Here is a 25,686-nt window from a genome sequence, read left to right as displayed (position 1 = left end):
GCCGTCGCAGGGGGGTAGGGAAGGAGGCGTACAGTACGTTTTACTGGGCCCCGAACGCCACGGCTGCCTTACCTTCGCTTTCTGAACTCTCAACCTTCCTTCCGCATGAGCATTATCATCAGCAGCCTCGCCGAGCTTCAGCAGTACGAAGACCAGGAGCTGGGCATTTCCGGTTACCACGTCATCAGCCAGGAGCAAATCAACCAGTTCGCGGCCGCTACCCTCGACTTTCAGTGGATTCATCTGGATGCTGAGCGCGCCCAAACGGAGTCGCCTTTCGGGGCCACCATTGCCCACGGCTACCTGACGGTTTCGTTGCTGCCCTACCTCTGGAATCAGATTGTAACAATTGAGAATCTGAAGATGCAGGTGAACTACGAAATTGAAAGCCTGCGCTTTAACCAGGCCGTGACGGTAGGAAGCAGCGTGCGCCTGCGGGCCAAGCTGCTATCGGTGAAGGACTTGCGCGGCATTGCCAAGGCCCGGATTGAAGTAACCCTGGAAATTGAGGGCAGCCGCAAGCCCGCCTACACCGGCGTCATCACCTTCCTGTATCATTTTATATAAAGCCAGCGCCCTACCCCCGCCGCGGCGCAAAACGGACTTTCACGCGGCGGCAGGGGTAGTGCGCGCAATTATTTCTACTTCTTATAAAGTATTTCATCTGCTTCCGCGTCTGCCGGAACAGAATGGAACCTATCGCACTACCCCTCGATGCTTCGCTGATGACGGCTGGCCACCAGGACCTGCAAATTCAGGAAGCCGTGCGCACCCAGCGCGGGCGGCTGCTGGCCTTTATCCGCCGTCGAATCCCCGATGAGGCCGAAGCCGAAGACGTGCTACAGGATGTGTTTGCCGAGCTGGTGGAAAGCTACCGCATGCTCAGGCCGGTGGAGCAGGCCGCGGCCTGGCTGTTCCGGGTGGCGCGCAACCGCATCACCGACCTGTACCGGCGTAAGCGCCCGTCGTCCCTGGAAGAGGAGCTGATTCGTGGCCGCGACGAGGATGAAAACTCGCTGCTGCTAGCCGACATTCTGCCCGCCCCCGATGATGCGCCGGAGAACCGCCTGCTACGGGAAACGCTGATGGAAGCCTTGGCCGATGCCTTGGCGGAATTGCCGGTTGCCCAGCGCCAGGTATTTATCTGGCACGAACTGGAGGACAAGACGTTCCGGGAAATGGAGGAGGAAACGGGCGTACCACTCAAAACCCTGATTTCGCGCAAGCACTACGCCGTGCAGCACCTGCGCAAGCGCCTGCAGACCCTTTACAACGAGCTGTTTACTGATTAACCCACCCCAGAGCAAGGGCCCGGCGCCACGCGCAGGCGTTGTACCACTGACCCACGTTCCGATTTATACTGCTAACAAGATGAATCGCTCCTTCTGGCTGTTTCGCGGCCTCAAATTCATACTTTTTGCGGCCTTGTTTATAGCGGCCGCCGGCTACCTGACCATGGGCCTGTGGAACTGGCTGGTGCCGACCCTGTTCCATGGCCCTTTTATTACGTTCTGGCAAACACTGGGGCTGCTGCTACTTACCCGCATCTTGTTCGGCGGGTGGGGTAGGGGGGGCCGGGGGGCAGCCTGGGCCCGGCAGCGCAAACTCTGGAAGCAGAAAATGGAGTCCCGGATGGCGGGCCTTACCCCCGAGGAACAAGAAAAATTCCGCCTGAAGATGCAGGGTGCCTGCGGACCCGCCTGGATGCGCCGCCGCCCCGCTGAAGAAGCTCCTACCACTCCCTGAACAAAACCCCTGACAGACACCGCTGCCAGGGGTTTTTGCTGATTAATCCAGTGCTAGCCCTTGCGCCAGCTCAGCAGAGTACGCAGCCGGCTTAAAGAGGCAGGCTGAGGAGTTGCCGGCGCACGGGGCAAGGTAGTGCCAGCCGAGGAGGTGGCCGGCTTCCTGGGGTGCATCTTGCCAGCTACAGCCTTAGGGCGCGTACCCACTTTTGTTCTTGCCTTAGCTACCGGAGCCTCCGGGAGTTGCACACGTAGCACCGGGTTGCCATCGAATGTGTAAACAGGCCACATAGCGCCTTGGGCCTGCAGCCGGTACTCCATTACCCGAGCGTAGTAGGTGCGGCCGGGCTGCAGGCCCATTACCTGTACTACGCTGTCGGGGCCAGCCGCTACCACATAATTGCCATTACCCAGGCTGGCGCCCTGGCCCAGGGTGCGGCCGCCGGCGTACGTGCGCCCGTCCACGGGAAAGGCATCAACCGGCCCCCCCTCGCGCACCACTACTAGGCGGTGCGTACCGTTGCCATTGGCCCAGGCCAGTGTAGCCGATTTGCTACCCCGGTGCGTTACCCGAAGCTGAGTAGCATTTCGCTCGGGCGGAAAAAGGTCGTAGGTGGGCCAGTTGGCTGTGCTGTTGATGCATTCCCACCCTAGGTCCTCTACCTCATTCCAGAAACGGTTGGTGTTGGGGCAGGCGTTGAGCAGAATGGCCCAGGTGTAGCCGTCATCGGTGCGCGCTACCAGGCTGGTGGAGCCGTTGAGGCAGCCCGTGTGCCACCATAAGCCCCGCTTGGAGTTCACCATCCAGCCCTTGGCATAACGCTTGGCTTCGGCCGACGGGGCCGTCATCGTATCCAGGGTTGCGGGCAGCAGAATGTCGGGGCGGGTAGGCGAGCCATCTACGGCCAGCAACAGGCGCACCAGGTCGCGGGCCGTGAACAGCCAGCCGCCGTGCGCGTTCATGGCTTCCAGGTTGGCCCCGCCGTAGGCGTACGGTACTTTCTTGCCCGTACCGTAGCACGACTCGCCCGTGGCCGGGCAGAAGTATTCCGCTTCGTTTTCCAGCTTGGCCGTGCGCAGGTTGCGGCCCAGGTGAGCTTCCCGGATGCCTGCCGGCTCCAGGATGTTGCTGCGCACCCAGGCTTCGTAGCGCTGGCCGGTTAGCCTCTCGATAATCTTGCCCAGTACCAGGTAGCCAATATTAGAGTAGGCAAAGCGGGTGCCCGGCGTGAAGTTCAGCCCCCGGCTCAGCAGGTAGCGCACCAGCGTGGAGTCGCCGACGGGGTTGGGCACTTGCATTACCCGGGCCACGTGCAGCGGAAAATCAATGGGGTCGGAGCTACTGAAGCCGTCCACCCCGGCGTCGCGGTTCCAGCCGGCGGCGTGTTCCAGCAGCTGCCGCACTGTAATGTCATAGATGCGCGGGTCGGTGATAACGCTGGTGTAGTAGTCGTCATTGAGGTAGCCCTCCGGCCCGAACACTTTGTGTTGCAGGCTGAGCTGCCCTTGCTCCAGCAGCTTCATCATGGCTACCGACGTGACGGGCTTCGAAACGCTGGCCACCCGCAGCAGGGTAGCGGGCGTCATCGGCTGGGTTTTAGCCAGGTCGGCGTGGCCGAAGCCGCGGGCATACACCAGCTTGCCCTGGCGGCTGATGGCCACGGAGGCACCCGGAATCTTCCAGCGGCTCATAAACTTCTGCACAACGGCATCAACGGGCGCCGTTTCGCCGGCCGGCACCCCCGTTTGACCCCACGCCGGCAACACAAGCAAGCCCAGTAGCAGGGCGAGCAGCTTCTTCACAAAACTACTAGAACAAAAGAGTGCCTATCACAGCTAAATGCAGCTATTGCAGTCTGAATGCAGACTTACAAGTATATTAAATATTTTTGATAAAAAAGCTGGCATATCGGGGTATAAACTTGCATTATACTAATAAAATGCGGGTCGTATTACCTGATATTATCATCTAGTTGTTTAGAAAAAGTATTAGGATAATTCTATTTGCTGCTGGTTGACTTGGTGTTCACCCCCGTTGCTCACGCATGAGAATACCATCTTGCCGGTACACTTCTACTTGATAGGGGCACGTAGTGCAGGCAAGCAACGCTGTCAGAAGCGCCCAGTGTGGTTCCGTGTAGCGAATGATGCCGTGCAGGAGAAGCGCGCTGTCAGGCCCATCCAGGTTCAACACAGCCCATTCGTTTTCCGGCTCGCTACCGGCCCATAATGATTTCCTGACACGCCAGCCCGGTCGCTTGAACAGGTGAATAAGCTCTGGTTTTCTGTCTGGCTGAAGGTCGCGCAGAGGCTATAGTTGCGGGTAAGCTCATTCACGTAGGTAGTTGGCAATAAAAAAGGCCGCTGATTCCCCAGCGGCCTTTTTTTAGATGTTGCAATGGCTGTTAGAAGTTCCGTTCTCCGGCTTCCCGCTTGCCTAGCATCACAGCGCCCACCATAGCCACCAGAAACAGTACCGAAGCCAGCTCGAAGGGTAGCAGATACTGCTGATACAACACCAGACCGAGCCGGTCCACCATGCCAATCTGCGAGTCGAAGGTCGCATCCAGGGTAGCGCCGGTGGGTTGTACATCCTTAAGAGCCGCCACCAGAATGAGCAGCAAGGAACCGCCGGCAACGGCCGCCGCAATTTTGGCCAGGGCAGGCTTGTGGGGCTCCGTGTCCACGTTCAGGTTCAGGAACATAATCACGAACAGGAACAGCACCATGATAGCGCCGGCATATACGATGATGTTCACAGCGGCCAGAAACTGCGCGTTCAGCAGCAGATAGTGACCCGATAAGGCAAAAAACGTCAGGATCAGGAACAGCACGCTATGCACCGGGTTTTTGGCGAATACCACGCCCAGCGCGCTAAGCAGCGCCACGAAAGCCAGGAAGAGAAAAAGAGGAGACATATCGGAGGAGTTAACCGCTTTGCCTGGTTTCGGCCTTGGCAAGGGGGTAGGGGGTAAGTCTAGGCAGGCTGTTGAGCTAACTTGTTGCGCAGGGCATCAGCCTGCTCCGGCGTGAGCTGAATGCCTCTTACTGAGCGGGCATCCGGCGAAACGGGCTCCACCAAACGGTCTTTGCCATAGATGAACTCGTCCCGCTCGTAGCGCGGGGGCGCAATCTTATCAGGCTGCAGGTACACGGCAGCCTTTGGGCAAGCTTCCTCGCAGAGGCCGCAGAAGATGCAGCGCAGCATGTTAATTTCGTAGCTGATGGCGTACTTTTCCTCGCGGTAGAGGCCTTCTTCGCCTTTCTTCCGCTCGCCGGCTACCATGGTAATGGCTTCGGCCGGGCAGGCAACGGCGCACAGGCCGCAGGCGGTGCACCGCTCCCGGCCCTGCTCGTCGCGCTTGAGCACATGCAGGCCCCGGAATACGGGGGAGAAGGGGCGCACTTCCTCGGGGTAGCGCACGGTGGCTTTCTTCATGAAGAAGTGCCGCATCGTGATGCTCAGGCCCTGGAAGATGGCGGGCAGGTAAGCCCGCTCAGCCAGGGTCATCGGCTTCTTCTCTAATTTCTTGGCTCTATTAGTGAGTTGCATATATCGTCAGACCATGTGTTACGGCCAGGTTTGAGCGGCCGCAACGAGGTAGGGATGGAAAGTTACTGAATCACCCCGAACAGGATGAGCCCGCCGGTGATGAGGATGTTGACAACGGCCAGCGGAATCAGAATGGTCCAGCCCAGGCGCATCAGCTGGTCGTAGCGGAAGCGGGGCAAAGTCCAGCGCACCCACATGAAGAAGAAGATGAAGCCGAAAATCTTGGCGAACAAGCCTACCGTGCCCAGCACTGTAATCAGGTTCTGAGCCGAAGCCAGCTCCCAGCCCTGGCTGCTTACCAGCCAGTCGCGCAGCTCGTACTGGAAGGGGAAGTTGAAGCCCCCGAAGTACAGTACGCTCATCACGGCCGAAGCCACGAAGATGTTGATGTACTCGGCGAACAGATAAAGGCCCAGCTTCATCGAGGAATATTCGGTGTGGTAGCCGCCTACCAGCTCCGTTTCGCACTCCGGCAAGTCGAAGGGCGTGCGGTTGGTTTCGGCGAAGGCGCACACGCAGAAGATAATAAAGCCCAGCGGCTGCTTCACGATGTTCCAGAAGTGCCACTCGCCGGCCACCGACTGCTGCAGGGTGATTTCGCGCAGGCTCAACGTGCCCGACATCATCAGCACCGCAATCAGCGACATGCCCATGGCCAGCTCGTAGCTGATGTTCTGGGAGGCAGCGCGCACGGCCCCTAGCAGGGAGAATTTATTGTTGGAGGCCCAGCCGCCAATCATCACGCCGTACACACCCAGGGATACTACCCCGAACACCCACAGCATGCCTACGTTTACCTCAATGCCTTGCAGGAAGAAGCTGTTGTTGCCGAAACTCACGTTGTTGCCGAACGGAATTACCGCCGACGACATCAGAGCCGTAATCATAGCCAGGCAGGGGCCGAAGATGAACAGAGCCTTATTAGCGCCACCGGGGAAGAACTCTTCCTTGGTGAACATCTTCACGGCGTCGGCCAGGGGCTGGAGCAGGCCGTAGGGGCCAGCGCGGTCCGGGCCTACGCGGTCCTGCAGAAACGCGGCAATTACGCGCTCCGCATAGGTGCAATAAGTCGCAATCAGCAGCGAAAGCGCAAATACGACGAAGATGACAATGGATTGCCAGCCTAGAGCGGGTAGTTCAATCATTGGAGAGGTTGAAATCTATAGAAAATGCTGTCATCCTGAGCGGACCGAAGGACCTTATCACATTCGGGCAGCCCAAATGTTCACGTCATCAGGTGATAAGGTCCTTCGCTCCGCTCAGGATGACAGGACCTTGTGGCTAGCTACCCAGCTTGAGCGGCGGGTTCTTTTCCAGGTCGCGCTGGGTGCTTTCGGGCAGGTCGGCTACTACCGATTGATTGAGCACGGGCAGCTCGTAGTGGTTAGCCGAAATTACTGAAGAGCGGTCAATGTGGGCCGGACCTTCAATGATCCAGTCCGAGGTTTCCTTCTTCTCGAAGCGGCACTCGTTGCAGATCCACTCCTTTACCTCGCCGTATTGGTCCTTGCGAGCTGTCGTGCGCAGTACATCTTTGCCTTTGTACCACAGCACCACGTTACCGGAGCACTTGGGGCAGTCACGGTGCGCATTCACGGGCTTCGTGAACCACACGCGCGACTTGAAGCGGAACGTTTTATCGGTGAGGGCGCCCACCGGGCATACGTCGATAACGTTACCGGAGAAGTCGTTGTCGATGATGTTCTCGATGTAGGTGCCGATTTCGGCGGCGTCGCCGCGGCCCAGCACACCGTGCACCCGGTTATCGGTAATCTGATTGGCCGTGTACACGCAGCGGTAGCACAGGATGCAGCGCGTCATGTGCAGCTGAATTAACGGCCCAATGTCGATTTTCTCGAAGGTGCGGCGCTCTTCCTGGTAGCGGGTGGTGCTCACGCCGTGCTCGAAGGCAAAGTTCTGCAGGTCGCACTCCCCGGCCTGGTCGCACACGGGGCAGTCCAGCGGGTGGTTGATGAGCAGCATCTCTACAATGCCCTTGCGCACGTTCAGCACCTGCTCGGAGGTAGTGTTTTCTACCACCATCCCGTCCTGCACCGGCGTCACGCACGAAGCGACCAGCTTGGGCATGGGGCGCGGGTCCTTGGCCGAGCCGGCGGCTACCCGCACGAGGCAGGCGCGGCATTTACCGCCCGAGCCTTTCAGCGGGGTGTAGTAGCACATGGCTGGGGGCACGATGCTACCCCCAATCTGGCGGGCAGCATTCAGGATAGTGGTTCCGTCTGGAACTTCTACCTCAACGCCGTCGAAAGTTATTTTAGCCATTATCAGTTGAAGTCGTTAGTTCGGCCCGCCAGCAAAACTACTGTCATGCTGAGCTTGCCGAAGCATCTCTACCGAGGGTAATCAAGGAAGCCTGTCACGAAGCGGTAGAGATGCTTCGGCAAGCTCAGCATGACGTTCTAAAGTTACGCCAGCACAGCATTGGTCCGGTACACGGCACCGGGCTGGGCCGCTTCCTTGGCGTGGGTCACGTGCCACTCAAACTCGTGGCGGAAGTGACGTACGGCAGCGGCAACGGGCCAGGCGGCGGCTTCACCCAGCGGGCAAATGGTGTTGCCCTCGATTTGCTTGGCCACGCTTACCAGCAGGTCGATATCCTCCATGTGGCCGTGGCCGTGCTCCAGGCGGTGCAGCACCTTTTCCATCCAGCCCGTTCCCTCGCGGCAGGGCGAGCATTGCCCGCACGACTCGTGGTGGTAGAAGCGGCTGAAGTTCCAGGTGTTACGCACGATGCAGGTTGTCTCGTCCATGGCGATGAAGCCACCGGAGCCCAGCATGGTACCCGTCACGAACCCGCCATCCGACAACGACTCATAAGTCATGAGGCGGTTTTCGCCGGCTGCGGTTTTCAGGATGAGCTCTTTGGGCAGAATTGGCACGGAGGAGCCACCGGCAACTACTGCTTTCAGCTCCCGGCCTTTCCAGATGCCGCCGCAGTACTCATCGGAATAGATGAACTCTTCAACGGGTAGGCCCAGCTCAATTTCGTAGATGCCCGGCTTGTTGAGGTGGCCGCAAGCCGAAATCAGCTTGGTGCCGGTGCTCCGGCCCACGCCAATCTTGGCGTACTCGTCGCCGCCCTCGTTCACGATAACCGGTACCGCGGCAATGGATTCTACGTTGTTTACTACCGTCGGGCGGGCGTACAGGCCCTGCACAGCCGGGAATGGGGGCTTGTTGCGCGGGTTGCCGCGCTTGCCTTCCAACGATTCCAGCAGAGCAGTTTCCTCCCCGCAAATGTAGGCGCCACCGCCGGGGTGCACGTGCAAGTCCAGGTCGTAGCCCGAGCCCAGAATGTTCTTGCCCAAGAAACCAGCGGCATATGCTTCGGCAATGGCTTTTTCCAGGATGCGCAGCACATACAACAGCTCGCCGCGGATGTAGATGTACGAGGTGTTAGCGCCCAAGGCGTACGAGCTCGTAATCATGCCCTCGATGAGCAGGTGAGGCAGCTTCGACATCAGCTGCCGGTCCTTGAAGGTGCCCGGCTCCGATTCGTCGGCATTGCAGACGAGGTAGCGCGGCACACCTTCGGGCTTGGCCAGGAAGCTCCACTTCATGCCGGTGGGGAAGCCCGCGCCGCCGCGGCCCCGCAGGCCCGACTTCTTCACTTCTTCCACCACCTCGTCGGGAGTCATGGTTTTGAGGGCCTTCTCCACCGAGCGGTAGCCGCCGTGTTTGCGGTATACCTCAAAGGTGTTGATGCCTTCAACGTTAATATGTTCGGTCAGCAGTTTGCGTCCCATAGTAGTAGGCAGTTAGCCGTTGTATTTCGCTTCTAGCACAGCCAGACGTTGCTCGAAAGCGGCGCTTGTCTGCTGCTGTTGCCCCAATGCTTTATTGATGGAATAGACCATGAACTGACGACCTTCTTCGCCTTCGCGCCGAACCTCATTAATGAGCGAAATATTTTCCTGTCGCGTGTCAGCCATTATGGAAGCCATGAACGACACGTTCTTTTTATTCTCATCGAGCAACACACTGAACATAGAACTCATATGCTCCTGCTGCTTCACAACAACAGATGCTACTCGGTTGAGAGCTTCTTTCATCTCGTGCATCTCAATGAGAATCTCCGAGACAATCAGCGGTAGGTCTTTATTTCGTTTGTCCATGGCCGCAAATAATTAGTTGTTGGCCAGCGCGTTGGGTAGGCCGGTTTCTTCCCACGGCAAAGCAGGACGGTGCACTTGGTTGCGCAGTTCTGTGAGCATGGCATCCACGGCTTCCGGAGTATCGAGCTGCTCGTAGTACTTCTCGCGCACCTGCACAATGGGAGCGAAGCCGCAAGCCGCCAGGCACTCAACCTCCTTCAACGTGAACAAACCGTCCTCGGAAGCCGGGCCGCCCACTTTGGCGCCGGTAATGCGCTCCAGGTGAGCTGTCAGCTCATCGGAGCCGCGCAGCATGCAGGGGCCCGTCCGGCAGATTTCCAGTACGTGCTTGCCTACCGGCTTCAGGTTGAACATGGTATAGAAGGTAGCCACCTCGTATACCTCGATGGGCTTGATATCCAATACTTCAGCTACCAGATCCTGTACCTCAGGGCTTACCCAACCACCGAACTCGGCCTGTGCAATGTGCAGGACAGGCAGTAGGGCCGACTTGCGGCGCTCGTCGGGGTAGTGGGTGAGCAGACGCTTGATTTCAGCCTGGGCGGCTTCGGAAAATTGCGGCTTGACGGCAGTCGTCTCCATAAAAGTCAAATTCAGCAAAAAACTACGCGTCCAGCTCGCCGGCAATTACGTTCATCGACGACAGCGTCACGATGGCATCGGAGAGGGTCTGGCCGGTCACCATTTCGGTGTAGGCCTGATAGTAGATGAAGCAAGGACGGCGGAAGTGCAGGCGGTAGGGCGTGCGGCCTCCATCAGAAACCAGGTAGAAGCCTAACTCCCCGTTGCCACCTTCTACTGAGTGGTACACTTCACCCACTGGGGCCTCAATCTCACCCATCACAATTTTGAAGTGATAGATAAGGGCTTCCATGTTCTTGTACACGGCCTGCTTGGGCGGCAGGTAGTAGTGGGGCGCGTCGGCGTGGTAAGGGCCTTCAGGCAGGTTTTCCAGCGCCTGGTTGATGATGCGCAGGCTCTGCCAGATTTCCTCGTTGCGCACCATGAACCGGTCGTAGGTGTCGCCCTTGGTGCCTACCGGAATTTCAAACTCGAAATCCTGGTAGCTGGAGTAGGGATTCATTACCCGCACATCGTAGTCGACGCCGGCGGCGCGCAGGTTGGGACCCGTGAAGCCGTAGTTCAAGGCCCGCTCGGCGGAAATAGCGCCTACGTCCACCACCCGGTCCATGAAGATGCGGTTGCGGTTGAACATCTTCTCGAACTCGCTCATCACGGCCGGGAAGGTTTTCAGCCAGGCCCGCAGCTTTTGGATGGCCACGTCAGTGAAGTCGCGCTCCATACCGCCTACGCGGCCCATGTTGGTGGTCAGGCGGGCGCCGCTTACTTCCTCGTAGATTTCGTAGATCTTCTCCCGCTCGTCCATCAGGTAGAGGAAGCCGGTGAAGGCCCCCGTATCTACCCCCAGAATACCGTTGCAAATGAGGTGGTCCGAAATACGGGCCAGCTCCATCAGAATCACGCGCATGTATTGAGCGCGCTTGGGTACTTCTACTCCCAATAGCTTCTCTACCGTCATGTGCCAGCCCATGTTGTTGATGGGCGACGAACAGTAGTTCATCCGGTCCGTCAGGGGCGTAATCTGGTAGAAGGGCCGGCGCTCGGCAATCTTCTCGAAAGCACGGTGAATGTAGCCAATCGTGGGCACGCCCGATACAATCCGCTCGCCATCCATCTGCAGAATGTTCTGGAAGATGCCGTGGGTAGCGGGGTGGGTAGGGCCCAGGTTGAGCGTAGTCAACTCCTGGTTGAAGTCGTTGACGGAAGGCGCCAGGGGGTGCAGGTTAGGGCGTTGCACCTCGGCCTCTTCCACAATTTTGCGGGTGCCTTCCAGCGTATCGTTTACTGCCATGATAAAGGTATCAGGGGCCTAGCGGCCGAAGAAAAGGTCGGTTTTATCTTCGCGGGTACCGTCTTCCAGCGCGTACTCCTTGCGCATGGGGTGGTAGTCCATGTCCTCCACATTGAGGATGCGAATAAGGTTGGGGTGCCCCGGGAACTGGATGCCAAAGAAGTCGTAGGCCTCACGTTCCATCCAGTTAGCAGTGGAGTAGAGGTCCGTCATCGTGGGCACTACTGGATCCGAGATGGGGAAGAAGATCTTCAGGCGCAGCCGCACGTTGTGCACCAGGCTGTGCAGGTGATACACCATGCCCAGTTCCTGACCTTCCTTATCGGGGAAGTGCATGCCGCACATGGTGGTCAGGAAGTTTACTTGGAGCTCCTGATCCTGCTGCAGGCCGGCAATGATATCGTGAATCCGTTCCCGCGTAGTCGTGACAGTCAGCAGACCGTAGGGCTCTTCCACATCGGTGAAAGTGTCCTCGCCGAACAAGCGGTGCAGTAAGGCCAGCAGCTGCGCATTTTTCTGCGTTGCCGGGTCCTGGGCAGCGGCGACTTCCTGGGCCGGGGTAGATTCGTTCTGGTCAGCCATTATCTTGAGCTGTTAGCTAGTGGCTGTTAGCTGTTAGCTCATCGGCAGGCTTCAGTACAGAAGCTAATAGCCGATGAGCTAACAGCTAACAGCTCTATTTAATGTTGTAAGACGCCAACAGGGCCTGATACTCGGGCGAGTTGCGGCGGCGCAGGGATTCGTTTTTGGCCAGGTCCTGGATGCGCATCAGACCATCAAGTACCTGCTCGGGGCGGGGTGGGCAGCCGGGAATGTACACATCCACCGGAATAATACGGTCGATGCCCTGGAGCACGGAGTACGTGTCGAAGATACCACCCGAGCAAGCGCAGGCACCCATGGCCAGCACCCAGCGGGGCTCGGCCATCTGCTCGTACACCTGCTTGACAATAGGGGCCATTTTCTTGGCGATGGTGCCCATTACCATCAGCAGGTCGGCCTGCCGGGGCGAGAACGAGGGGCGTTCGGAGCCGAAGCGGGAAATGTCGTAGCGGGCGCCCATGGTAGCCATGAATTCGATGCCGCAGCAGGAGGTAGCAAAAGGCAGGGGCCAGAGGGAGTTGGCGCGGGCAATACCCACTACTTTCTCCAGGGAGGTAGCAAAGAAGCCGGCGCCTTCCAGGCCTTCCGGTGCATCTACCATTTTTACTTCAGGAGCTCTATTTTCCATGAGGATCAGTCAGTTTGGGGAAGCGCGGGGCTTCATTCAGGCAACACGGGCCAAGGGCCAAAGGTTGCTTTAGCGCGACTCATTCCAGCGCAAAACGCCCTTTTTGATAACGTAGGCGAAGCCGGCCATCAGCAGGGCCAGGAATACAATCATCTGGATGAAGCCCGTGGTGCCCAAGGCGCGGAAGTTCACGGCCCAAGGGTACATGAAGATTACCTCCACGTCAAAGAGTACAAAGAGGATAGCCGTAAGGAAGTACTTCACCGAAATCGGAGTGCGGGCGTTGCCCACCGATTCGATGCCACACTCGAAGGCTTCATCTTTTACCACGCTTTTCCGACGCGGGCCCAGCAGGTGCGAGGCTATCATGGAAAAAGCAACGAAGGCTATGGCCAGTACGAACTGCACGATAATCGGCAGAAAATCAGAAGGCTGGTATTGGGTCGGGACAGCGAGAAGCATAGACATCGACAGGGTAAGGCCGCTCAGAAACGGCATGGAAGGCAAAGGTACCACGAAATGCGGGCGGAACAAACGAGAAATCGGAGGGTAGGGGAAAGGTGTATCTTTGATGAGAAACCAGTTGCCTATCCCGCATGGAACAATTAGCTACCGCCCGCCGCTATACCGTGGAGGAATACTTTGCCCTGGAAGAAGCCTCGGAAGAAAGGCACTTGTTCTACCGCGGCGAAGTGTTTGCCATGTCAGGTGGGGTAGGCACGCACAATATTGTGAAGCAGAACAGCGTGATAAGCCTACGGCTGGCTCTGCGTGGAAAAGGCTGCCGGGTGTACGATGAGAACGTGCGTCTGGCCGTGCTGCAGGGTGAGCTATATACGTACCCCGATGTGATGGTCACATGCCACTCCGACGACTCGCCGGACAAAGTGATGATGCATCACCCGGTACTGATTATCGAGGTGTTGTCGCCGGGCACGGAAAGCTATGACCGGGTATGGAAATTCAGCTGCTACACTCAGTTGTCCTCCTTGCAGCACTACCTGCTGGTATCGGCCAGCAACTGGCTGGTGGAGTGGTACCGCCGGGAGCCCTCGGGTGTGTGGTCGTTTACGCCCCTAGCCAGTCAAGATGATGCCGTAACGTTGCCAGAGTTGGGTATTACGCTGCCTCTGACCGATATCTACAATGAACTGAGTATTATACCCCAGCTGGATAGGCCCCAGATGAATTAGGCAAAGAAACTATCTACTCAGGCACTGTCCTGGTAAAGAAGAACGCTTCCTCAGAAATTCTGAGGAAGCGTTCTTCTTTACCAGGAAATCAAATCAATTTAGAAGCCGCCCTGGCCGGTTACGTTCAGGTTTTCGCCGGTTTCCACGCCCAGGAAGGGGTAGCGGTAGTCGGTTACGGGCACGAACGTTTCCTTGATGGCGCGCGGCGACACCCAGCGCAGCAGGTTCAGCAGGGAGCCAGCTTTGTCGTTGGTGCCGGAAGCGCGGGCCCCGCCGAAAGGCTGCTGGCCTACCACCGCCCCGGTGGGCTTGTCGTTGATGTAGAAGTTGCCGGCGGCCTGCACCAGCTTCTTCGAGGCCAGCTCAATGGCGTAGCGGTCCTGGGAGAAAATGGCGCCGGTCAGGGCGTAGGGCGAGGTCGAATCGACCAGCTCCAGGGTTTGCTCGAACTCGGCTTCGTCGTAGATGTACACCGTCACCACCGGGCCGAACAGCTCGTCGCACATGGTGGTGTACTTGGGGTCCTTGGTTACGATAACCGTGGGCTCAATGAAGTAACCCTTCGACTTATCGTAGCCGCCACCCGCCACAATTTCGGCGTTGCTGTCGGCTTTGGCCCCATCAATGTACTTGGCCAGCTTATCGAAAGAGGTTTCGCTGATAACGGCGTTGATGAAGTTCGAGAAGTCCTCCACGTCGCCCATTTTGAACGAAGCGAGGTCCTGCTTCACGTAGCCCAGGATTTCGTCGGCGAGGTTGCTGGGCAGGTAAATGCGCGAAGCGGCCGAGCACTTCTGGCCTTGGTACTCGAAAGCGCCGCGGGTAATGGCCGTGGCTACCGCCTTGGCGTGGGCCGAGGGGTGGGCCACAATGAAGTCCTTGCCGCCGGTTTCGCCCACGATGCGGGGGTAGCTCTTGTAGCGCTTGATGTTCTGACCGATGGTCTGCCAGATGTTCTGGAACACACCCGTAGAGCCGGTGAAGTGGATACCGGCGAAGTCGCGGTGCTGGAAGATAACGTCGCCGGCCACGGGACCGTCCACGTAGATCAGGTTGATAACGCCATCGGGCAGACCGGCTTCTTTGAACAGTTCCATCAGCACCTGGGCCGAGTAAATCTGGGTGTTGGCGGGTTTCCACACCACCACGTTGCCCATCAGGGCCACGCAGGTAGGCAGGTTGCCGGCAATGGAGGTGAAGTTGAAGGGCGTAAGGGCAAACACGAAGCCTTCCAGGGGGCGGTGCTCCAGGCGGTTCCACATGCCGGGCTGGCTCTGGGGCTGCTGGTGGTACAGCTCCTGCATGAAGTGCACATTGAAGCGGAAGAAGTCAATCAGCTCGCAGGCGGCGTCGATTTCGGCCTGGAAGGCGTTTTTGCTCTGGCCCAGCATGGTGGCCGCGTTGAGGCGGGCGCGGTAGGGGCCGGCCAGCAGCTCGGCGGCTTTCAGGAAGATGGCCGCGCGCTGCTCCCAGGGCAGCTCAGCCCACTGGGGACGGGCCGCCAGGGCGGCGTCAATGGCCTGCTGTACGTGGTCAGCAGTGCCCTCGTGGAAATAGCCCAGGGTGTGCTGGTGGTCGTGGGGCGGGAAGATGCGCTGGGTGTTGCCGGTGCGTACTTCCTGGCCGCCAATGTGCATGGGAATGTCGCGCTCCTGCTGCTTGAACTCTTTCAGGGTCTTGAGCAGCTCGGTGCGCTCGGGTGAGTTAGGCGCGTACCCTTTCACGGGTTCGTTGACCGGAGCGGGAACGTTAAAGAAGGCGTTGGCCATAATACGTACTGGTTTTGTGGGGGCTTGGATGGTGGAGGGAGGTAGGGGCAAAGGTAGCCACCTGCGCGAAATCCCCGCTTCGCATGAAACCACAAGTGGGCTTCCAGGCTGGAGCAGGTGTGCACGGACTTATGCCCGTAGCCTCAGATTCAAATCATCCGGGCAAAAGGTTACCGACTGAGGTCCGTGCCACACCCATTTCAGCCCGGAAGCATCTGTGGCTCAGAGAGGGCCTGATATCCAAGCCAGCCGGAATCCGTTTGCATAAGCACATCTGCCTACCCCCGCTGTTATGCCCAAACCCGCCGCTACCTACCGCAACCCCATCTGGGATTTCGACTTTCCGGATCCTACTATCATCCGGGCGACGGATGGCTATTATTACGCCTACGGCACCCAGACCAAGCGGCCTGGCAACCTTATCATCAACTTGCAGGTAGCCCGCTCTCAGGATTTGGTGCACTGGGAATACCTGGGCGAAGGCCTGCCGCAGAAACCCGTGTGGGCGAGTACCACGCAGAAGTTCTGGGCCCCGCACGTAAGTGAGCACAACGGCATTTACTACCTCTACTATTCGGCCAAACCTGATTCGGGGGCCGGGCTTTGCCTGGCCGTGGCTACCTCCGCTGCCCCCACCGGACCGTTCCGGGATGTAGGCGCACCCTTGCAATGCGGCACAGGCTTCCTGGAAATCGATCCGATGGCGTTTGATGACCCTGCCACCGGCAAGCGGCTGCTGTACTGGGGCTCGGGCTTCGGGGCGCTGCGGGTGCGGGAACTAGCCGAAGACCGGCTTTCCTTCGCGCCGGGCAGTGAGGAAATACCCCTGCTGGAGCCCGCCGGGGCCGGCGACCCGCGCCGCTACGACCAACTGCTGGAAGGTAGCTGGGTGGTGCTGCGCCACGGTTGGTACTACCTGTTTTATTCCGGCAACAACTGCTGCGGCCCCGATGCGCATTACGGCGTGCTCGTGGCCCGGTCCCGCGCTGCTACCGGCCCCTTCGAAACCCTGGCCGAAGCCACTGGCAACCCCTACGCCATGCTGCTGGAAGGCAATGAGCACTGGCTCGCCCCCGGCCACAACTGCGTCGTCACGGACGCGGCCGGGCAGGATTGGCTGGCCTACCACGCCATCGACCTCCGACAGCCCACCTTCGACGCCATTGACGACGAGCAAGGCTTCTCCCGCCGCGTACTGCTGCTGGACCGGCTGGAATACGTGGATGGCTGGCCCCGGCTGGTTACGGGTGGCACGCCCTCGTGGCAGGAGCAGGAAGGACCGGTGAGGTGAAAGTTTAACGGGATTCGTTGCACGCTTACTTACACCGTGTGGCTCCTGTTTTAGCGAGCTGTCCGTTCTATCATCCTACCTGTCTTAATAAAATCAGGCTCTATATAGGAGGCGTTGCTCTGCATAAGAGAGTAACGCTGGTAGCGAACAGGGCTCTGCAAAAACGCATCAAGCTGTCGTAGATCCAAGGCTATCCGCTTAGGCTTGCCGTCGTAGTTATCTGCTAACAAAACCAAGAAGGCGCCTTCCAGCTGAATGTCAGTTAAATCAGGCCCTCCGTAAGTGTCAAACAGCAACTTTTCCCGTACCCCAAATAATCCTGTGTGGCGCGCTGTTACTTCCCAAGAGTCAGATGTTAAAGGTCCTCCATCCAATACACTAAGTTGGAAAGTATAGTCATGCCAACGAACCTGTTTTAGTGGCTTGGCGGAATTACAGGAGCAGGTAAACAGTACAAGCAGGGTGGCTAATACAGTTACAGTAACGGGCTTCATAATTTCCCTAACCATTCTCAAGCCACTACACCCGCTCCAGTAGCACCCGCCGCACCTGCTGCTCCAGCTCCGCCACGGAGCCTTCGTTGCGAAGTACCAAGTCGAAGTGGGGGTAGGCGTCGAGGGCTGTTTCACTGGGGTGGTTGTCGTCGCGGGTGCCGTCGCCGCGCTGGTGGAGGGGGTCGCCTTCCACGCGCAGCATCAGGCCGCCGCGGCTGCGGATCAGGTCGGCTTCGTTGGGGAAGCGCACGTCCGGGATGAGGGTGCACTGGTCGGTGGGCAGGCGCGAGAAAAAGGCCTGCACCCAGATATCAGGCTCCCATTGGCGCAGGGCCAGCCCTACCTGCTGCAGCATTTCGCCGCGGGTGCGCCCGAAGGCGGGCAGGCGCTCGGCCTTGCCCGCCTGTGAGAAATAGGGCGAAACACCCTCGCCAGCCAGGGCTGCACACACGGCCTTAATCGGCTCGCCCACGGAGCGAATGTGCCACTTGCGCTCTGGCTGTAGCTGCTGCAGCATACGGGCAATGGTGTCTTTGCCGCTGCCCCGGCGGCCGGAGAGGCCAATGAGTCTGATCATGGGCGCAAAGGTAGCCAGGAAGCTGCGGTTGGCTTCTGAGGAGCTATACTTGCCCGCGGCTTCCTTCTCCCCGGATGCCTCCATCCCACATGAAGCGAATCATACCCAGCTGCCTGCCCCTGCTGCTATCCGGGTGCACGCCCACGGCATCTACCACGGCGCCGAACCGGCAAATCACGGTGGTGGGCTACGGCAGGGTTTCGGCCTATCCTGACCAAGCGGAAATTACAGTGCAGGTAGCCTTCACCAGGCCCCGGCTGAAAGAGGCAGCGGCCGAAGTGCAGGCGGTTATCGGGCAGGTAAGCGGGGTAGTAAAACCTTTCATCCGGACGGCCCAGGACCTGCGCACCAGTACCGTATCAACCACCGTGGAAATGGAGCTCTACGGCAAAGGCATGGGCGGCCGCAGCTTCCGCCTTACCCCCGAGCTGATGGAGTACGCCGGCGCCGCACAGACCGTTGTGGCGCTGGAATAGCAGCGGCTACAAAATGTTCTTCAGCTCACTCAAACAGCTGATTTCGTAGGTGGTCTGGGCCAAGTGGCGGCGTTTTTCGGGGTTGAAGTACACCTGGTCGATGCCGGCATTGTAGGCGCCCAGCACGTCGCACTCCAGGTTGTCGCCAATCATGAGGCTTTCCGGGGCGGTAGCGCCGGAGCGCTCCAGGGCGTGCCGGAAAATGCGGGCATCGGGCTTGAGGTGGCCGCAACACTCCGAGGTAACGATTTCCCGGAAGTAGTCCGTTAGACGGGCCGAGTTCAGCTTCACGTACTGAATTTCCTTGAAGCCATTGGTAATCAGGTGAAGCACGTAGCCCTTGTCGCGCAGGTAATCAAGCACTTCATAGGTGTAAGGGAATACTGCCGTTTTATGAGGTAGCAGGTCCGTAAACTGCCCCGACATCTCGGCGGGCGCGTCGGCTTCCGTCAGGCCCAGCTTCACGAAGGTGCGCGGGAAGCGCGTGGCCCGCAGCTGCTGCTGCGTGATTTTGCCGCCCTGGTACAGCCGCCACAAACCGTGGTTGATATCGGAGTACACCCGGATAAACTCCTCCGCCGTGAAGGTGCCGTAGCGCCCCAGCTCGTGCAGCTCAAAGAGGTGGCGCAGGGTTTCATCGGCGTTGGCTTCAAAATCCCACAGCGTATGGTCGAGGTCGAAGAAAAGATGACGGTATTTCAAAGGGAGGTGATGAAGTGATGAGGTAAATGGTAACAGGTAAATGGTAATGAGGTAGATAGTGACAGGTGATACGTAATAGGTGACGTGGTTTTGGGCTCCGATGCACTGGGGCAGGTCTGGCCGGATTGGTACCTGTGGAGGTTGGGAGGCGTGGGAGGGGTAGGCGGCATACACAAGTAGTCTGCGCGCAGTGAGGTGGAGCCTTCAGCCTCGGAGCAAGGGTAGGGGCTACTCAATCAGCAGCCGTTTAATAACCCGGCCTTCGCCCAGGTGTTCGCGCACAATGTCGGCGGCGTCCTTGGGTTTTACGTCGCCGTACACGGTGCCCTCGGGGTACATGATGAGGGCCGCGCCGGGGCCTTTCTTGCAGTGCTTGCACAGGTCGAGGCAATTGCAGGTTTGCACCCGGGTTTTGCGCTTTTCGCCGCCGCTGAACAGGTTTTTCAGGCCTTGCTTTTTCAGCTCCACCTTGAGTGCCTTAGCTACCTCCTTGCCCACTTCACTTTTCTGGGCAGTACAGACAAACAGGCGGGTGGGAGCGGCAGAAGATTTCACGGAAAACAGAAAGTAAAAAGAAAACAGAAGGCCACCCGCGCTCAGCGCGCATCCGGAATCCCGGTCCAGCGGCGGTTTTGCAGCTTATACGCGGCCAGCTCCCGGTTCGACCAGAGGGTCTGGTAAATCTTCTGGTCGCGCAGGAGCTGCGGGTCGCGTTCCATATAGCTCAGCAGCTGGTGCAGGAAATCCTGGGCTTCGTCCTTAATGAAATAAAACACCCAGTTATCGAGGCGGCGGAAATTCACGAGGCCTGCATTTTTCAGGTACGCTAGTTGCCTGGAGGTTTTCGTCTGGCTGAAGTCCAGCACCTGCTCCAGGTCAGAAATGCACATTTCCTGGTTGCGCCACAGCAAATGCAGGATGCGCACCCGGCTTTCGTCGCCGAGTGCTTTGAATAGTTGCTGGCCGAATGCAACGGTAAAGTGTTTGAGGCGCATCTATAGACGAAAGCAGAAATACAAAAACCTGAACCAAACCCAGCGGGCCCGAATTTACCTTAAACCCGCCAGCGGCCCCCGAAAGTGCCGTATCTTTGTCGCCTGTAATGCCTTGTATGCTCCCAGTGGCCCGAATTCGTCTTTCTTTCCTGCCCGCCTTGCTCGGGCTCGTGCTGGTAGCCCTGCTGCTGGTGCCCGGCCGTGCGCGGGCGCAGGGCCAGCGCCCGGTGGTGCAGTTTACCGGCATCGTGGCCTCCGGCGACTCGCTGCTGGGCGTGCCCGGCGCGGCCGTGTTCGTGCCCAAGGCCGGGCGCGGCACTGCCACCAATGCCTACGGTTACTTTTCCATCCCGGTGCTGGCCGGCGACAGTATTGTCATCAGAAGCCTGGGCTACCGCAACCAGTACGTGGTAATTCCGGCCAACTACCCTCGCCAAAGCTACTCCGTGATTGTGCAGCTAAAGGAAGACGCTACCGTGCTGCCCGAGGTGCGGGTGTTTCCCTATGCCACCGAAAAAGCCTTCAAGGAAGCCTTTCTGGCCATGAGGGCCCCGGCCGAAAGTGACCGGACCGCCGCCGAAAAGCTCAATGAGCAGGTAATGCGCCGCATGTTCAACACCCTGCCCGTGACCAGCATGGGCAACTACCGCCAAACCCTGCAAAACCAGCAGTACGACCAGCAGCGCCGCATGGGCATGGGCCCCACGCCCGCCACCAACAACCCCTTGCTCAACCCCTTCAGCTGGCTGCAGCTCATCAAGCAGGTCAAGGACGGAGAGTTCAAGAAGAAAGAAGGGACGGATTATTAAGTGATACGGTGAGGTGGTAAACGGTGATAGGTGACAGGTGTCATGGCGAGGCACGAAGCCATCCGTCCTGCCCAACGCCCTACCCCCTGAAACGTGACAAGCCCTTGACGACTGTGCGAGCGTCAGGGGCTTGTCTGTTGATTAGACTTGTCACAGAGGAGAGGACGGATGGCGTCGCTCCGCTCGCCATGACACTTTACTTATTCACTACTTCACCACTTCACAACCTAAGCCGGTCGTTTTCGGTACAGGATTTTGGCGCTTTTGCCGGAGTTCGTCGTATGCTTACGCCGACATTATTCTGTATCAGGTATGGATACCAACCTTCCGGTTACCACCCAGCCGCGCATCGTTATTATTGGCTGCGGCTTCGCGGGGCTGCGGCTGGCCAAAGACCTGGCCGATGCGCCCGTGCAGGTAGTCGTCATCGACCGGAACAACTACCACAACTTTCAGCCCCTGCTCTATCAGGTAGCCACCGGCGCCCTGGAGGCCGACAGCATTGCCTACCCCATCCGCAAGATTTTTGCCGGCCAGCCGAATTTCTTTTTCCGCATGGCCGATGTGCAGCAGGTTGACCACGCGCGCAACACCCTGATAACCAACATCGGCGAAATCCGCTACGACCACCTGGTTATTGCCACCGGCTCCCTCACTAATTACTTCGGGCTGGAAAGTATTGAGCGCAACGCCATGCAGATCAAGAGCGTGCCTAACGCCCTGAACCTGCGCAGCTACCTGTTCCAGAACTTCGAGAAAGCCCTGCTCTGTGAGAATCCCGTGCAGCGCCAGGCCCTGATGAACGTGGTAGTGGTAGGCGGCGGCCCCACGGGTGTGGAAATCTGCGGCTCTCTGGCCGAAATGCGCAAGGACGTGCTACCCCAGGACTACCCCGAGCTGGACCTCAAGCAGATGGAAATCTATCTGGTGGAGTCGGGCGGGGAGGTGCTGGGGCCCATGTCGAAGTACGCCCAGGACAAGGCCAAAGCCTACCTGGAGGAAATGGGCATCCATATCCGCCTGAATACCAAAGCCGCCCGCTTCGAGGACGGCAAGCTGTACTATTCTGACACGGAGTTTCTGCGCACGGAAAACCTGATTTGGGCCGCTGGCGTGAACGGGGCCGCCGTGGAGGGGCTGCCCGCCGAGGTAGTTGCGAAAAACAAGCGCATCAACGTGGATACTATAAACCGGGTAATGGGCAGCCGGAACGTGTACGCCATTGGGGACGTGGCCAACCTGGTAACCGAGGAAATGCCGCGCGGCTACCCCATGCTGGCCCCGGTAGCCATTCAGCAGGCTGAGCAGCTGGCAGCCAATTTCAAGCGCCTGCTGGCCGGCGAGGCCTTGCAGCCCTTCAAATACTTCAATAAAGGCAGCATGGCTATTGTGGGTCGCAACCGCGCCGTGGTGGACCTGCCCGGCGACCGGCACTTCGGCGGCTTCCTGGGCTGGCTGACCTGGCTGTTCGTGCACCTGATGACGCTGGTGGGCTTCCGTAACAAAGCCGTTACGCTGGTGAGCTGGGCCATCAGCTACTTCAGCTCCGATAAGGCCCTGCGCCTCATCATCCGGCCCTACAAGCGCCACGATTTCAAGGACGACAAAGGCAAAACCAACGCCCAGCAGAACGCCTCTACCCCGGAGTACAACCCCCCAGTGCCCGCGCCCAATGCGGCCGTGGTAGGGGGGTAGCCCAACGCGGCATCTCGGCAACCAACTGAAGACCCTGCCCCGTCGGGCGGGGTTCTTTAGTATACCTCGTTGGTGGGGTAGGTGCTGGCGGTCTGGTATCTTGCCCTGGAACGATGGGCGCAACCTCCTGTGGTGGCGCGCTGTCCTTGTTGCCGTTCCTTTCCTCTGCCTTCATGAAAAAGCTGTTCCTCCTGCTCGGGGTGCTGGCTCCCACGGCGCTGGCGGCCCAAACCGCCCCGCACCCACTCACGGCCCGCGACCTGCAGCAGCTGCGCGATGTAAAAGATGCTCACTTCTCGCCCGATGGGCAGTGGGTTACCTACGTGGTCAGCCAAGCCGATACGGCCGCCGACAAAAACAACGCCGACGTGTGGATGGCCCGCTACGACGGCCGCCAGAACCTGCGCGTAACCACCAGCCCCGACAACGAAACCGCTCCGCGCTTCTCGCCCGATGGTACTTACCTAAGCTTCCTCTCGAGCCGCAGTGAGGGGGAGGAAGGCAAGGCCCAGCTTTGGCTGCTGAACCGCAACGGCGGCGAGGCCGAGAAAGTAACCAAGCTGAAAGGCAGCGTGCAGGATTACGTGTGGGCCCCGGATGGCAAGCGCCTCGCCCTCATCATCCGCGACGCCGACCCCGACTCGCTCACGCTGGCGCAGAAAGCCAAAAAGAAAACGCCGCCGGTAATCGTCATCAACCGGTTTCAGTTTAAGCAGGATGTGGACGGTTACCTCAATAAGCAGCGCCAGCACCTCTACGTCTTCGAGGTGGCCACGCGCAAGCTGACCAACCTCACACCCGGCCGCTACGACGAGCACGCCCCCGCCTGGAGCCCCGATAGCCGGCAGCTGGTGTTCGTGAGCAAGCGTGGCGAGGACCCCGACCGCCACGATAACTTCGACCTATACGCCATAGAGGCTACCCCCGGCGCCCAGCCGCGGCAGCTCACCACCACCGACGTGGCCGACAGCGCCCCCAGCAACTGGAGCGGCCGCCCCGCCTGGAGCCCCGATGGCAAGTGGATAGCCTTTGTGGAGGGCGCCCCCAAGGAGCAACTGGTGTACGGCCTGCACCAGCTGGCCGTGGTGCCGGCCACCGGCGGCACGCCCCGCCTGCTCACCCAGGGCCTGGACCGCAACACCCTCAAGCCACAGTGGTCTAAAGATGGCAAGCACCTTTACTTTCTGCTCGAAGACGACCGCGCCCAGGTGCTGGCTCGGGTGCCGGCTACCGGCGGCAAGGTAGAGCGGGTGCTGGACGGGAAGCGCGAAATCACGGAATTTGAGCTGGGTCCGAAAGGGCAGGTAGTGGTAGTAAACAGCGAGCCGCTGCAGCCGAAAGAAGTGTTTGCCTTCGAGAAGAAAAGCCTGCGCCCGCTTTCTAAACAGAATGACGCCTGGCTGAAAACCGTGCAGCTGGGCGCCGTGGAACCTTTGCAGGTCAAAAGCAAAGATGGCACCCTGGTCAGCGGGTTTATGGTGAAGCCGGTGGGCTACCAGGCGGGCCAGAAGTACCCCACGGTGCTCCGGATTCACGGCGGGCCGGTGTCGCAGTTTGCTTACGGCTTCGCGCCGGAGTGGCAGGTGCTGGCAGCCCACGGCTACGCCGTTGTGGCCGGCAATCCTCGCGGCAGCTCGGGCCGGGGCCTGGAATACTGCCGGGCCATTTATGCCGACTGGGGTAACAAGGACTCCGAGGATGCCCTGGCCGTGGTGGACTACGCCGTGCAGCAGGGCCTGGCCGACCCGGCCCGCCTGGGGGTGGGCGGCTGGAGCTACGGCGGCATCCTCACCGACCACCTCATTGCCCGCGACCCGCGTTTTAAGGCCGCTACCAGCGGGGCCGGCATTGCCAACGTGCTGGCCGGCTACGGCACCGACCAGTACATCCGTGACTACGAAACCGAGCTGGGCACGCCCTGGGAGCACCCCGACGTGTGGATGCGCATTTCCTACCCCTTCTTTCACGCCGGCCAGATCAACACGCCCACGCTGTTTCTCTGCGGCGAGAAGGACTTCAACGTGCCCCTGCTCAACACCGAGCAGATGTACCAGGCCCTGCAAAGCCGGAAAGTGCCCACCCAGCTTATCATTTACCCCGGTCAGTTCCACGGCATCAGCAAGCCCAGCTACGTGAAGGAACGCTACGACCGGTACCTGGCTTGGTACGACAAGTACCTGAAGTCGGGAGCTGCCACCGTCGGCGGCCGCTAAGCGTAACCGGCGGAACTAGCAACAAGGCCCGTAGCACAGCGCTACGGGCCTTGTTGCATCTGTGTTAGTTACGGGTTTATTTGCTGCAGCGGGCAGATTCTGCTACCATCTGGGGCACATCAAAGCTCTGATAAATAGCCAGGCAGGGGCGCGAAGTAGCTTCCTGAGCCGTGGGAGTACGCAGGGCAAGGGTAAACTTCCGGCCCGGCTCGGCCCCAACCGGCAACTCAGAGTAGGTGCCAACTACGTGTGTGCGCAACGTGTCGCGGTACATAATGGAGCTGCCGATGTTCACATTCTCGTCTAGCTGCAGGAGCATGCCATTGCAACTGAGCCCGAGCACGCGCACCGAAACACAGCTCAAATCAGGCTCCTGGGCCTCTTCATCAATCTGACAGCTAACCAGCAGACCTAGCAGCAGCAGGCTGGCCAAGGTTATAGAGCGTAACGGACGCATCATGGGGTAGGAAGTAAACGTTACTACCAGGAGCTGCCTGCCGGCCAGATGGTTGCATGCCGCTACCTGCCTACCTCCCGCTACAGCGCAAACTCGCTCAGGGCCCGGTACACGTCGTGGATGTTTTTGTCGTTGCGGAAGTTCTTGCTGATGGGCTCCGTCTGGCCCCGCACCCAGATTTTTATTTCCGCGTCCAGGTCGAAGTGGCCGGTGGTTTCCATCGAAAACCGCTCGATGCTGCGGTACGGGATGCTCAGGTACTCGCGCTTCTTGCCCGTAACGCCCTGCTTGTCTACCAGAATCAGGCGCTTACTGGTAAACACCAGCAGGTCGCGGATAACGGCGTAGGCGTTGCGCACCACCTCGCCGGGGGCCAGCAGCTGGCTTAGTTCGAGTTGAATTTCCTGGGCATCGGTTTCGGCCGCGTTGCCCAAGAGGGCATCAAGAAGTCCCATAGGGGTAGGAAGGTTGAGGTGG

The 25,686-nt window shown here is 59.2% G+C and carries 29 protein-coding genes; 9 read left to right on the top strand and 20 right to left on the bottom strand.

The features are described 5' to 3' along the window. Positions 1-105 precede the first annotated feature (105 nt). The 3 genes from GGU46_RS16705 to GGU46_RS16695 all read left to right on the top strand — a co-directional run bounded on the left by GGU46_RS16705 (position 106) and on the right by GGU46_RS16695 (position 1,746). On the top strand, positions 106-567 hold the full coding sequence (locus GGU46_RS16705; protein ID WP_183404700.1) for a MaoC family dehydratase: 462 nt from the start codon (positions 106-108) through the stop codon (positions 565-567). Positions 568-689: 122 nt separating this feature from the next. Continuing rightward, a complete protein-coding gene (locus GGU46_RS16700; protein ID WP_246399068.1) occupies positions 690-1,292 on the top strand; it encodes an RNA polymerase sigma factor in 603 nt (200 codons plus the stop codon). Positions 1,293-1,371: 79 nt separating this feature from the next. Next, entirely contained in the window at positions 1,372-1,746 is a 375-nt protein-coding gene (locus GGU46_RS16695) for a hypothetical protein (RefSeq protein WP_183404699.1), read from the top strand. Positions 1,747-1,799: 53 nt separating this feature from the next. On the opposite strand, the gene GGU46_RS16690 is transcribed toward GGU46_RS16695, so the two are convergent. The 12 genes from GGU46_RS16690 to GGU46_RS16635 form a co-directional block, all read right to left on the bottom strand. After that, positions 1,800-3,548: a serine hydrolase domain-containing protein gene (locus GGU46_RS16690; RefSeq protein ID WP_183404698.1), complete on the bottom strand. Its 1,749-nt coding sequence runs from the start codon at positions 3,546-3,548 to the stop codon at positions 1,800-1,802. A gap of 602 nt (positions 3,549-4,150) precedes the next feature. Next, entirely contained in the window at positions 4,151-4,663 is a 513-nt protein-coding gene (locus GGU46_RS16685) for an NADH-quinone oxidoreductase subunit J family protein (protein ID WP_183404697.1), read from the bottom strand. A 59-nt stretch (positions 4,664-4,722) separates the two neighbouring features. Then, positions 4,723-5,298, bottom strand: a complete 576-nt coding sequence (locus GGU46_RS16680; RefSeq protein ID WP_183404696.1) for a NuoI/complex I 23 kDa subunit family protein — start codon at positions 5,296-5,298, stop codon at positions 4,723-4,725. A gap of 62 nt (positions 5,299-5,360) precedes the next feature. Then, positions 5,361-6,443, bottom strand: coding sequence for an NADH-quinone oxidoreductase subunit NuoH (nuoH, locus tag GGU46_RS16675; RefSeq protein ID WP_183404695.1), 1,083 nt, complete (start codon positions 6,441-6,443; stop codon positions 5,361-5,363). A gap of 136 nt (positions 6,444-6,579) precedes the next feature. After that, positions 6,580-7,581, bottom strand: a complete 1,002-nt coding sequence (locus tag GGU46_RS16670) for a 2Fe-2S iron-sulfur cluster-binding protein (protein WP_183404694.1) — start codon at positions 7,579-7,581, stop codon at positions 6,580-6,582. 143 nt (positions 7,582-7,724) lie between these two features. Further along, entirely contained in the window at positions 7,725-9,065 is a 1,341-nt protein-coding gene (gene nuoF, locus GGU46_RS16665) for an NADH-quinone oxidoreductase subunit NuoF (protein WP_183404693.1), read from the bottom strand. A gap of 12 nt (positions 9,066-9,077) precedes the next feature. Continuing rightward, positions 9,078-9,434: a hypothetical protein gene (locus GGU46_RS16660; RefSeq protein WP_183404692.1), complete on the bottom strand. Its 357-nt coding sequence runs from the start codon at positions 9,432-9,434 to the stop codon at positions 9,078-9,080. Between the two features lie 12 nt (positions 9,435-9,446). After that, positions 9,447-10,016 (bottom strand): NADH-quinone oxidoreductase subunit NuoE family protein, encoded by a 570-nt coding sequence (locus GGU46_RS16655; protein ID WP_183404691.1) that lies wholly within the window; start codon positions 10,014-10,016, stop codon positions 9,447-9,449. A 22-nt stretch (positions 10,017-10,038) separates the two neighbouring features. Next, on the bottom strand, positions 10,039-11,307 hold the full coding sequence (locus GGU46_RS16650) for an NADH-quinone oxidoreductase subunit D (protein ID WP_183404690.1): 1,269 nt from the start codon (positions 11,305-11,307) through the stop codon (positions 10,039-10,041). An 18-nt stretch (positions 11,308-11,325) separates the two neighbouring features. Further along, positions 11,326-11,889 (bottom strand): NADH-quinone oxidoreductase subunit C, encoded by a 564-nt coding sequence (locus GGU46_RS16645; RefSeq protein WP_183404689.1) that lies wholly within the window; start codon positions 11,887-11,889, stop codon positions 11,326-11,328. 94 nt (positions 11,890-11,983) lie between these two features. Beyond that, positions 11,984-12,538 carry an NADH-quinone oxidoreductase subunit B gene (locus GGU46_RS16640; RefSeq protein ID WP_281378894.1) on the bottom strand — a complete coding sequence of 185 codons (555 nt, stop codon included), beginning with the start codon at positions 12,536-12,538 and terminating at the stop codon, positions 11,984-11,986. Positions 12,539-12,607: 69 nt separating this feature from the next. Then, the gene (locus GGU46_RS16635) at positions 12,608-13,000 is read right to left on the bottom strand and encodes an NADH-quinone oxidoreductase subunit A (protein ID WP_183404688.1); all 393 of its coding nucleotides are present in this window, start codon (positions 12,998-13,000) and stop codon (positions 12,608-12,610) included. A gap of 134 nt (positions 13,001-13,134) precedes the next feature. On the opposite strand from GGU46_RS16635, the gene GGU46_RS16630 reads away from it, so the two are divergent. After that, complete coding sequence (locus GGU46_RS16630; protein ID WP_183404687.1) at positions 13,135-13,731, top strand: Uma2 family endonuclease; 597 nt, start codon at positions 13,135-13,137, stop codon at positions 13,729-13,731. 98 nt (positions 13,732-13,829) lie between these two features. Here the strand turns inward: GGU46_RS16630 and pruA are convergent, their stop codons facing one another. Then, complete coding sequence (pruA, locus tag GGU46_RS16625; protein WP_183404686.1) at positions 13,830-15,500, bottom strand: L-glutamate gamma-semialdehyde dehydrogenase; 1,671 nt, start codon at positions 15,498-15,500, stop codon at positions 13,830-13,832. Between the two features lie 292 nt (positions 15,501-15,792). Here pruA and GGU46_RS16620 point away from each other — a divergent pair, with 292 nt between their 5' ends. Continuing rightward, on the top strand, positions 15,793-16,791 hold the full coding sequence (locus tag GGU46_RS16620) for a glycoside hydrolase family 43 protein (protein ID WP_183404685.1): 999 nt from the start codon (positions 15,793-15,795) through the stop codon (positions 16,789-16,791). Between the two features lie 50 nt (positions 16,792-16,841). Here GGU46_RS16620 and GGU46_RS16615 read toward each other — a convergent pair whose 3' ends face one another. Together GGU46_RS16615 and GGU46_RS16610 are read right to left on the bottom strand one after the other, a co-directional pair. Further along, positions 16,842-17,285 (bottom strand): hypothetical protein, encoded by a 444-nt coding sequence (locus GGU46_RS16615; protein WP_183404684.1) that lies wholly within the window; start codon positions 17,283-17,285, stop codon positions 16,842-16,844. A 25-nt stretch (positions 17,286-17,310) separates the two neighbouring features. Further along, complete coding sequence (locus tag GGU46_RS16610; RefSeq protein WP_183404683.1) at positions 17,311-17,862, bottom strand: nucleoside/nucleotide kinase family protein; 552 nt, start codon at positions 17,860-17,862, stop codon at positions 17,311-17,313. 89 nt (positions 17,863-17,951) lie between these two features. On the opposite strand from GGU46_RS16610, the gene GGU46_RS16605 reads away from it, so the two are divergent. Beyond that, entirely contained in the window at positions 17,952-18,338 is a 387-nt protein-coding gene (locus tag GGU46_RS16605; RefSeq protein WP_183404682.1) for an SIMPL domain-containing protein, read from the top strand. A gap of 6 nt (positions 18,339-18,344) precedes the next feature. On the opposite strand, the gene GGU46_RS16600 is transcribed toward GGU46_RS16605, so the two are convergent. From GGU46_RS16600 to GGU46_RS16590, 3 genes are all read right to left on the bottom strand, one after another. Beyond that, positions 18,345-19,040 carry a YjjG family noncanonical pyrimidine nucleotidase gene (locus tag GGU46_RS16600; RefSeq protein WP_183404681.1) on the bottom strand — a complete coding sequence of 232 codons (696 nt, stop codon included), beginning with the start codon at positions 19,038-19,040 and terminating at the stop codon, positions 18,345-18,347. Positions 19,041-19,268: 228 nt separating this feature from the next. Continuing rightward, entirely contained in the window at positions 19,269-19,595 is a 327-nt protein-coding gene (locus tag GGU46_RS16595; RefSeq protein ID WP_183404680.1) for a (2Fe-2S) ferredoxin domain-containing protein, read from the bottom strand. A 41-nt stretch (positions 19,596-19,636) separates the two neighbouring features. After that, positions 19,637-20,035: an ArsR/SmtB family transcription factor gene (locus GGU46_RS16590; RefSeq protein WP_183404679.1), complete on the bottom strand. Its 399-nt coding sequence runs from the start codon at positions 20,033-20,035 to the stop codon at positions 19,637-19,639. Positions 20,036-20,160: 125 nt separating this feature from the next. On the opposite strand from GGU46_RS16590, the gene GGU46_RS16585 reads away from it, so the two are divergent. The 3 genes from GGU46_RS16585 to GGU46_RS16575 all read left to right on the top strand — a co-directional run bounded on the left by GGU46_RS16585 (position 20,161) and on the right by GGU46_RS16575 (position 24,752). Then, positions 20,161-20,844, top strand: coding sequence for a carboxypeptidase-like regulatory domain-containing protein (locus GGU46_RS16585; protein WP_183404678.1), 684 nt, complete (start codon positions 20,161-20,163; stop codon positions 20,842-20,844). Between the two features lie 312 nt (positions 20,845-21,156). Beyond that, positions 21,157-22,539 carry an NAD(P)/FAD-dependent oxidoreductase gene (locus GGU46_RS16580; RefSeq protein ID WP_183404677.1) on the top strand — a complete coding sequence of 461 codons (1,383 nt, stop codon included), beginning with the start codon at positions 21,157-21,159 and terminating at the stop codon, positions 22,537-22,539. A 173-nt stretch (positions 22,540-22,712) separates the two neighbouring features. Then, the gene (locus GGU46_RS16575) at positions 22,713-24,752 is read left to right on the top strand and encodes a S9 family peptidase (protein WP_183404676.1); all 2,040 of its coding nucleotides are present in this window, start codon (positions 22,713-22,715) and stop codon (positions 24,750-24,752) included. Between the two features lie 76 nt (positions 24,753-24,828). Here GGU46_RS16575 and GGU46_RS16570 read toward each other — a convergent pair whose 3' ends face one another. Further along, entirely contained in the window at positions 24,829-25,212 is a 384-nt protein-coding gene (locus GGU46_RS16570) for a hypothetical protein (RefSeq protein WP_183404675.1), read from the bottom strand. Between the two features lie 77 nt (positions 25,213-25,289). After that, the gene (locus tag GGU46_RS16565; RefSeq protein WP_183404674.1) at positions 25,290-25,664 is read right to left on the bottom strand and encodes a PH domain-containing protein; all 375 of its coding nucleotides are present in this window, start codon (positions 25,662-25,664) and stop codon (positions 25,290-25,292) included. Positions 25,665-25,686: the final 22 nt, after the last annotated feature.

This window comes from Hymenobacter latericoloratus, assembly GCF_014199535.1.
GTDB lineage: Bacteria > Bacteroidota > Bacteroidia > Cytophagales > Hymenobacteraceae > Hymenobacter > Hymenobacter latericoloratus.
The sequence above is the reverse complement of the archived record's forward strand: the minus strand, read 5'-3'. Positions and strand labels throughout refer to the sequence as shown.

What these genes read in the sequence shown, in the direction of transcription:
- GGU46_RS16615 (WP_183404684.1), bottom strand. Translation starts at nt 17,285, where the DNA reads ATGAAGCCCGTTACTGTAACTGTATTAGCCACCCTGCTTGTACTGTTT.
- GGU46_RS16630 (WP_183404687.1), top strand. Translation starts at nt 13,135, where the DNA reads ATGGAACAATTAGCTACCGCCCGCCGCTATACCGTGGAGGAATACTTT.
- GGU46_RS16575 (WP_183404676.1), top strand. Translation starts at nt 22,713, where the DNA reads ATGAAAAAGCTGTTCCTCCTGCTCGGGGTGCTGGCTCCCACGGCGCTG.
- GGU46_RS16695 (WP_183404699.1), top strand. Translation starts at nt 1,372, where the DNA reads ATGAATCGCTCCTTCTGGCTGTTTCGCGGCCTCAAATTCATACTTTTT.
- GGU46_RS16570 (WP_183404675.1), bottom strand. Translation starts at nt 25,212, where the DNA reads ATGATGCGTCCGTTACGCTCTATAACCTTGGCCAGCCTGCTGCTGCTA.
- GGU46_RS16635 (WP_183404688.1), bottom strand. Translation starts at nt 13,000, where the DNA reads ATGCTTCTCGCTGTCCCGACCCAATACCAGCCTTCTGATTTTCTGCCG.
- GGU46_RS16590 (WP_183404679.1), bottom strand. Translation starts at nt 20,035, where the DNA reads ATGCGCCTCAAACACTTTACCGTTGCATTCGGCCAGCAACTATTCAAA.
- GGU46_RS16605 (WP_183404682.1), top strand. Translation starts at nt 17,952, where the DNA reads ATGAAGCGAATCATACCCAGCTGCCTGCCCCTGCTGCTATCCGGGTGC.
- nuoH (WP_183404695.1), bottom strand. Translation starts at nt 6,443, where the DNA reads ATGATTGAACTACCCGCTCTAGGCTGGCAATCCATTGTCATCTTCGTC.
- pruA (WP_183404686.1), bottom strand. Translation starts at nt 15,500, where the DNA reads ATGGCCAACGCCTTCTTTAACGTTCCCGCTCCGGTCAACGAACCCGTG.
- GGU46_RS16680 (WP_183404696.1), bottom strand. Translation starts at nt 5,298, where the DNA reads ATGCAACTCACTAATAGAGCCAAGAAATTAGAGAAGAAGCCGATGACC.
- GGU46_RS16620 (WP_183404685.1), top strand. Translation starts at nt 15,793, where the DNA reads ATGCCCAAACCCGCCGCTACCTACCGCAACCCCATCTGGGATTTCGAC.
- GGU46_RS16670 (WP_183404694.1), bottom strand. Translation starts at nt 7,581, where the DNA reads ATGGCTAAAATAACTTTCGACGGCGTTGAGGTAGAAGTTCCAGACGGA.
- GGU46_RS16610 (WP_183404683.1), bottom strand. Translation starts at nt 17,862, where the DNA reads ATGATCAGACTCATTGGCCTCTCCGGCCGCCGGGGCAGCGGCAAAGAC.
- GGU46_RS16645 (WP_183404689.1), bottom strand. Translation starts at nt 11,889, where the DNA reads ATGGCTGACCAGAACGAATCTACCCCGGCCCAGGAAGTCGCCGCTGCC.
- GGU46_RS16685 (WP_183404697.1), bottom strand. Translation starts at nt 4,663, where the DNA reads ATGTCTCCTCTTTTTCTCTTCCTGGCTTTCGTGGCGCTGCTTAGCGCG.
- nuoF (WP_183404693.1), bottom strand. Translation starts at nt 9,065, where the DNA reads ATGGGACGCAAACTGCTGACCGAACATATTAACGTTGAAGGCATCAAC.
- GGU46_RS16655 (WP_183404691.1), bottom strand. Translation starts at nt 10,016, where the DNA reads ATGGAGACGACTGCCGTCAAGCCGCAATTTTCCGAAGCCGCCCAGGCT.
- GGU46_RS16705 (WP_183404700.1), top strand. Translation starts at nt 106, where the DNA reads ATGAGCATTATCATCAGCAGCCTCGCCGAGCTTCAGCAGTACGAAGAC.
- GGU46_RS16640 (WP_281378894.1), bottom strand. Translation starts at nt 12,538, where the DNA reads ATGGAAAATAGAGCTCCTGAAGTAAAAATGGTAGATGCACCGGAAGGC.
- GGU46_RS16580 (WP_183404677.1), top strand. Translation starts at nt 21,157, where the DNA reads ATGGATACCAACCTTCCGGTTACCACCCAGCCGCGCATCGTTATTATT.
- GGU46_RS16660 (WP_183404692.1), bottom strand. Translation starts at nt 9,434, where the DNA reads ATGGACAAACGAAATAAAGACCTACCGCTGATTGTCTCGGAGATTCTC.
- GGU46_RS16650 (WP_183404690.1), bottom strand. Translation starts at nt 11,307, where the DNA reads ATGGCAGTAAACGATACGCTGGAAGGCACCCGCAAAATTGTGGAAGAG.
- GGU46_RS16565 (WP_183404674.1), bottom strand. Translation starts at nt 25,664, where the DNA reads ATGGGACTTCTTGATGCCCTCTTGGGCAACGCGGCCGAAACCGATGCC.
- GGU46_RS16700 (WP_246399068.1), top strand. Translation starts at nt 690, where the DNA reads ATGGAACCTATCGCACTACCCCTCGATGCTTCGCTGATGACGGCTGGC.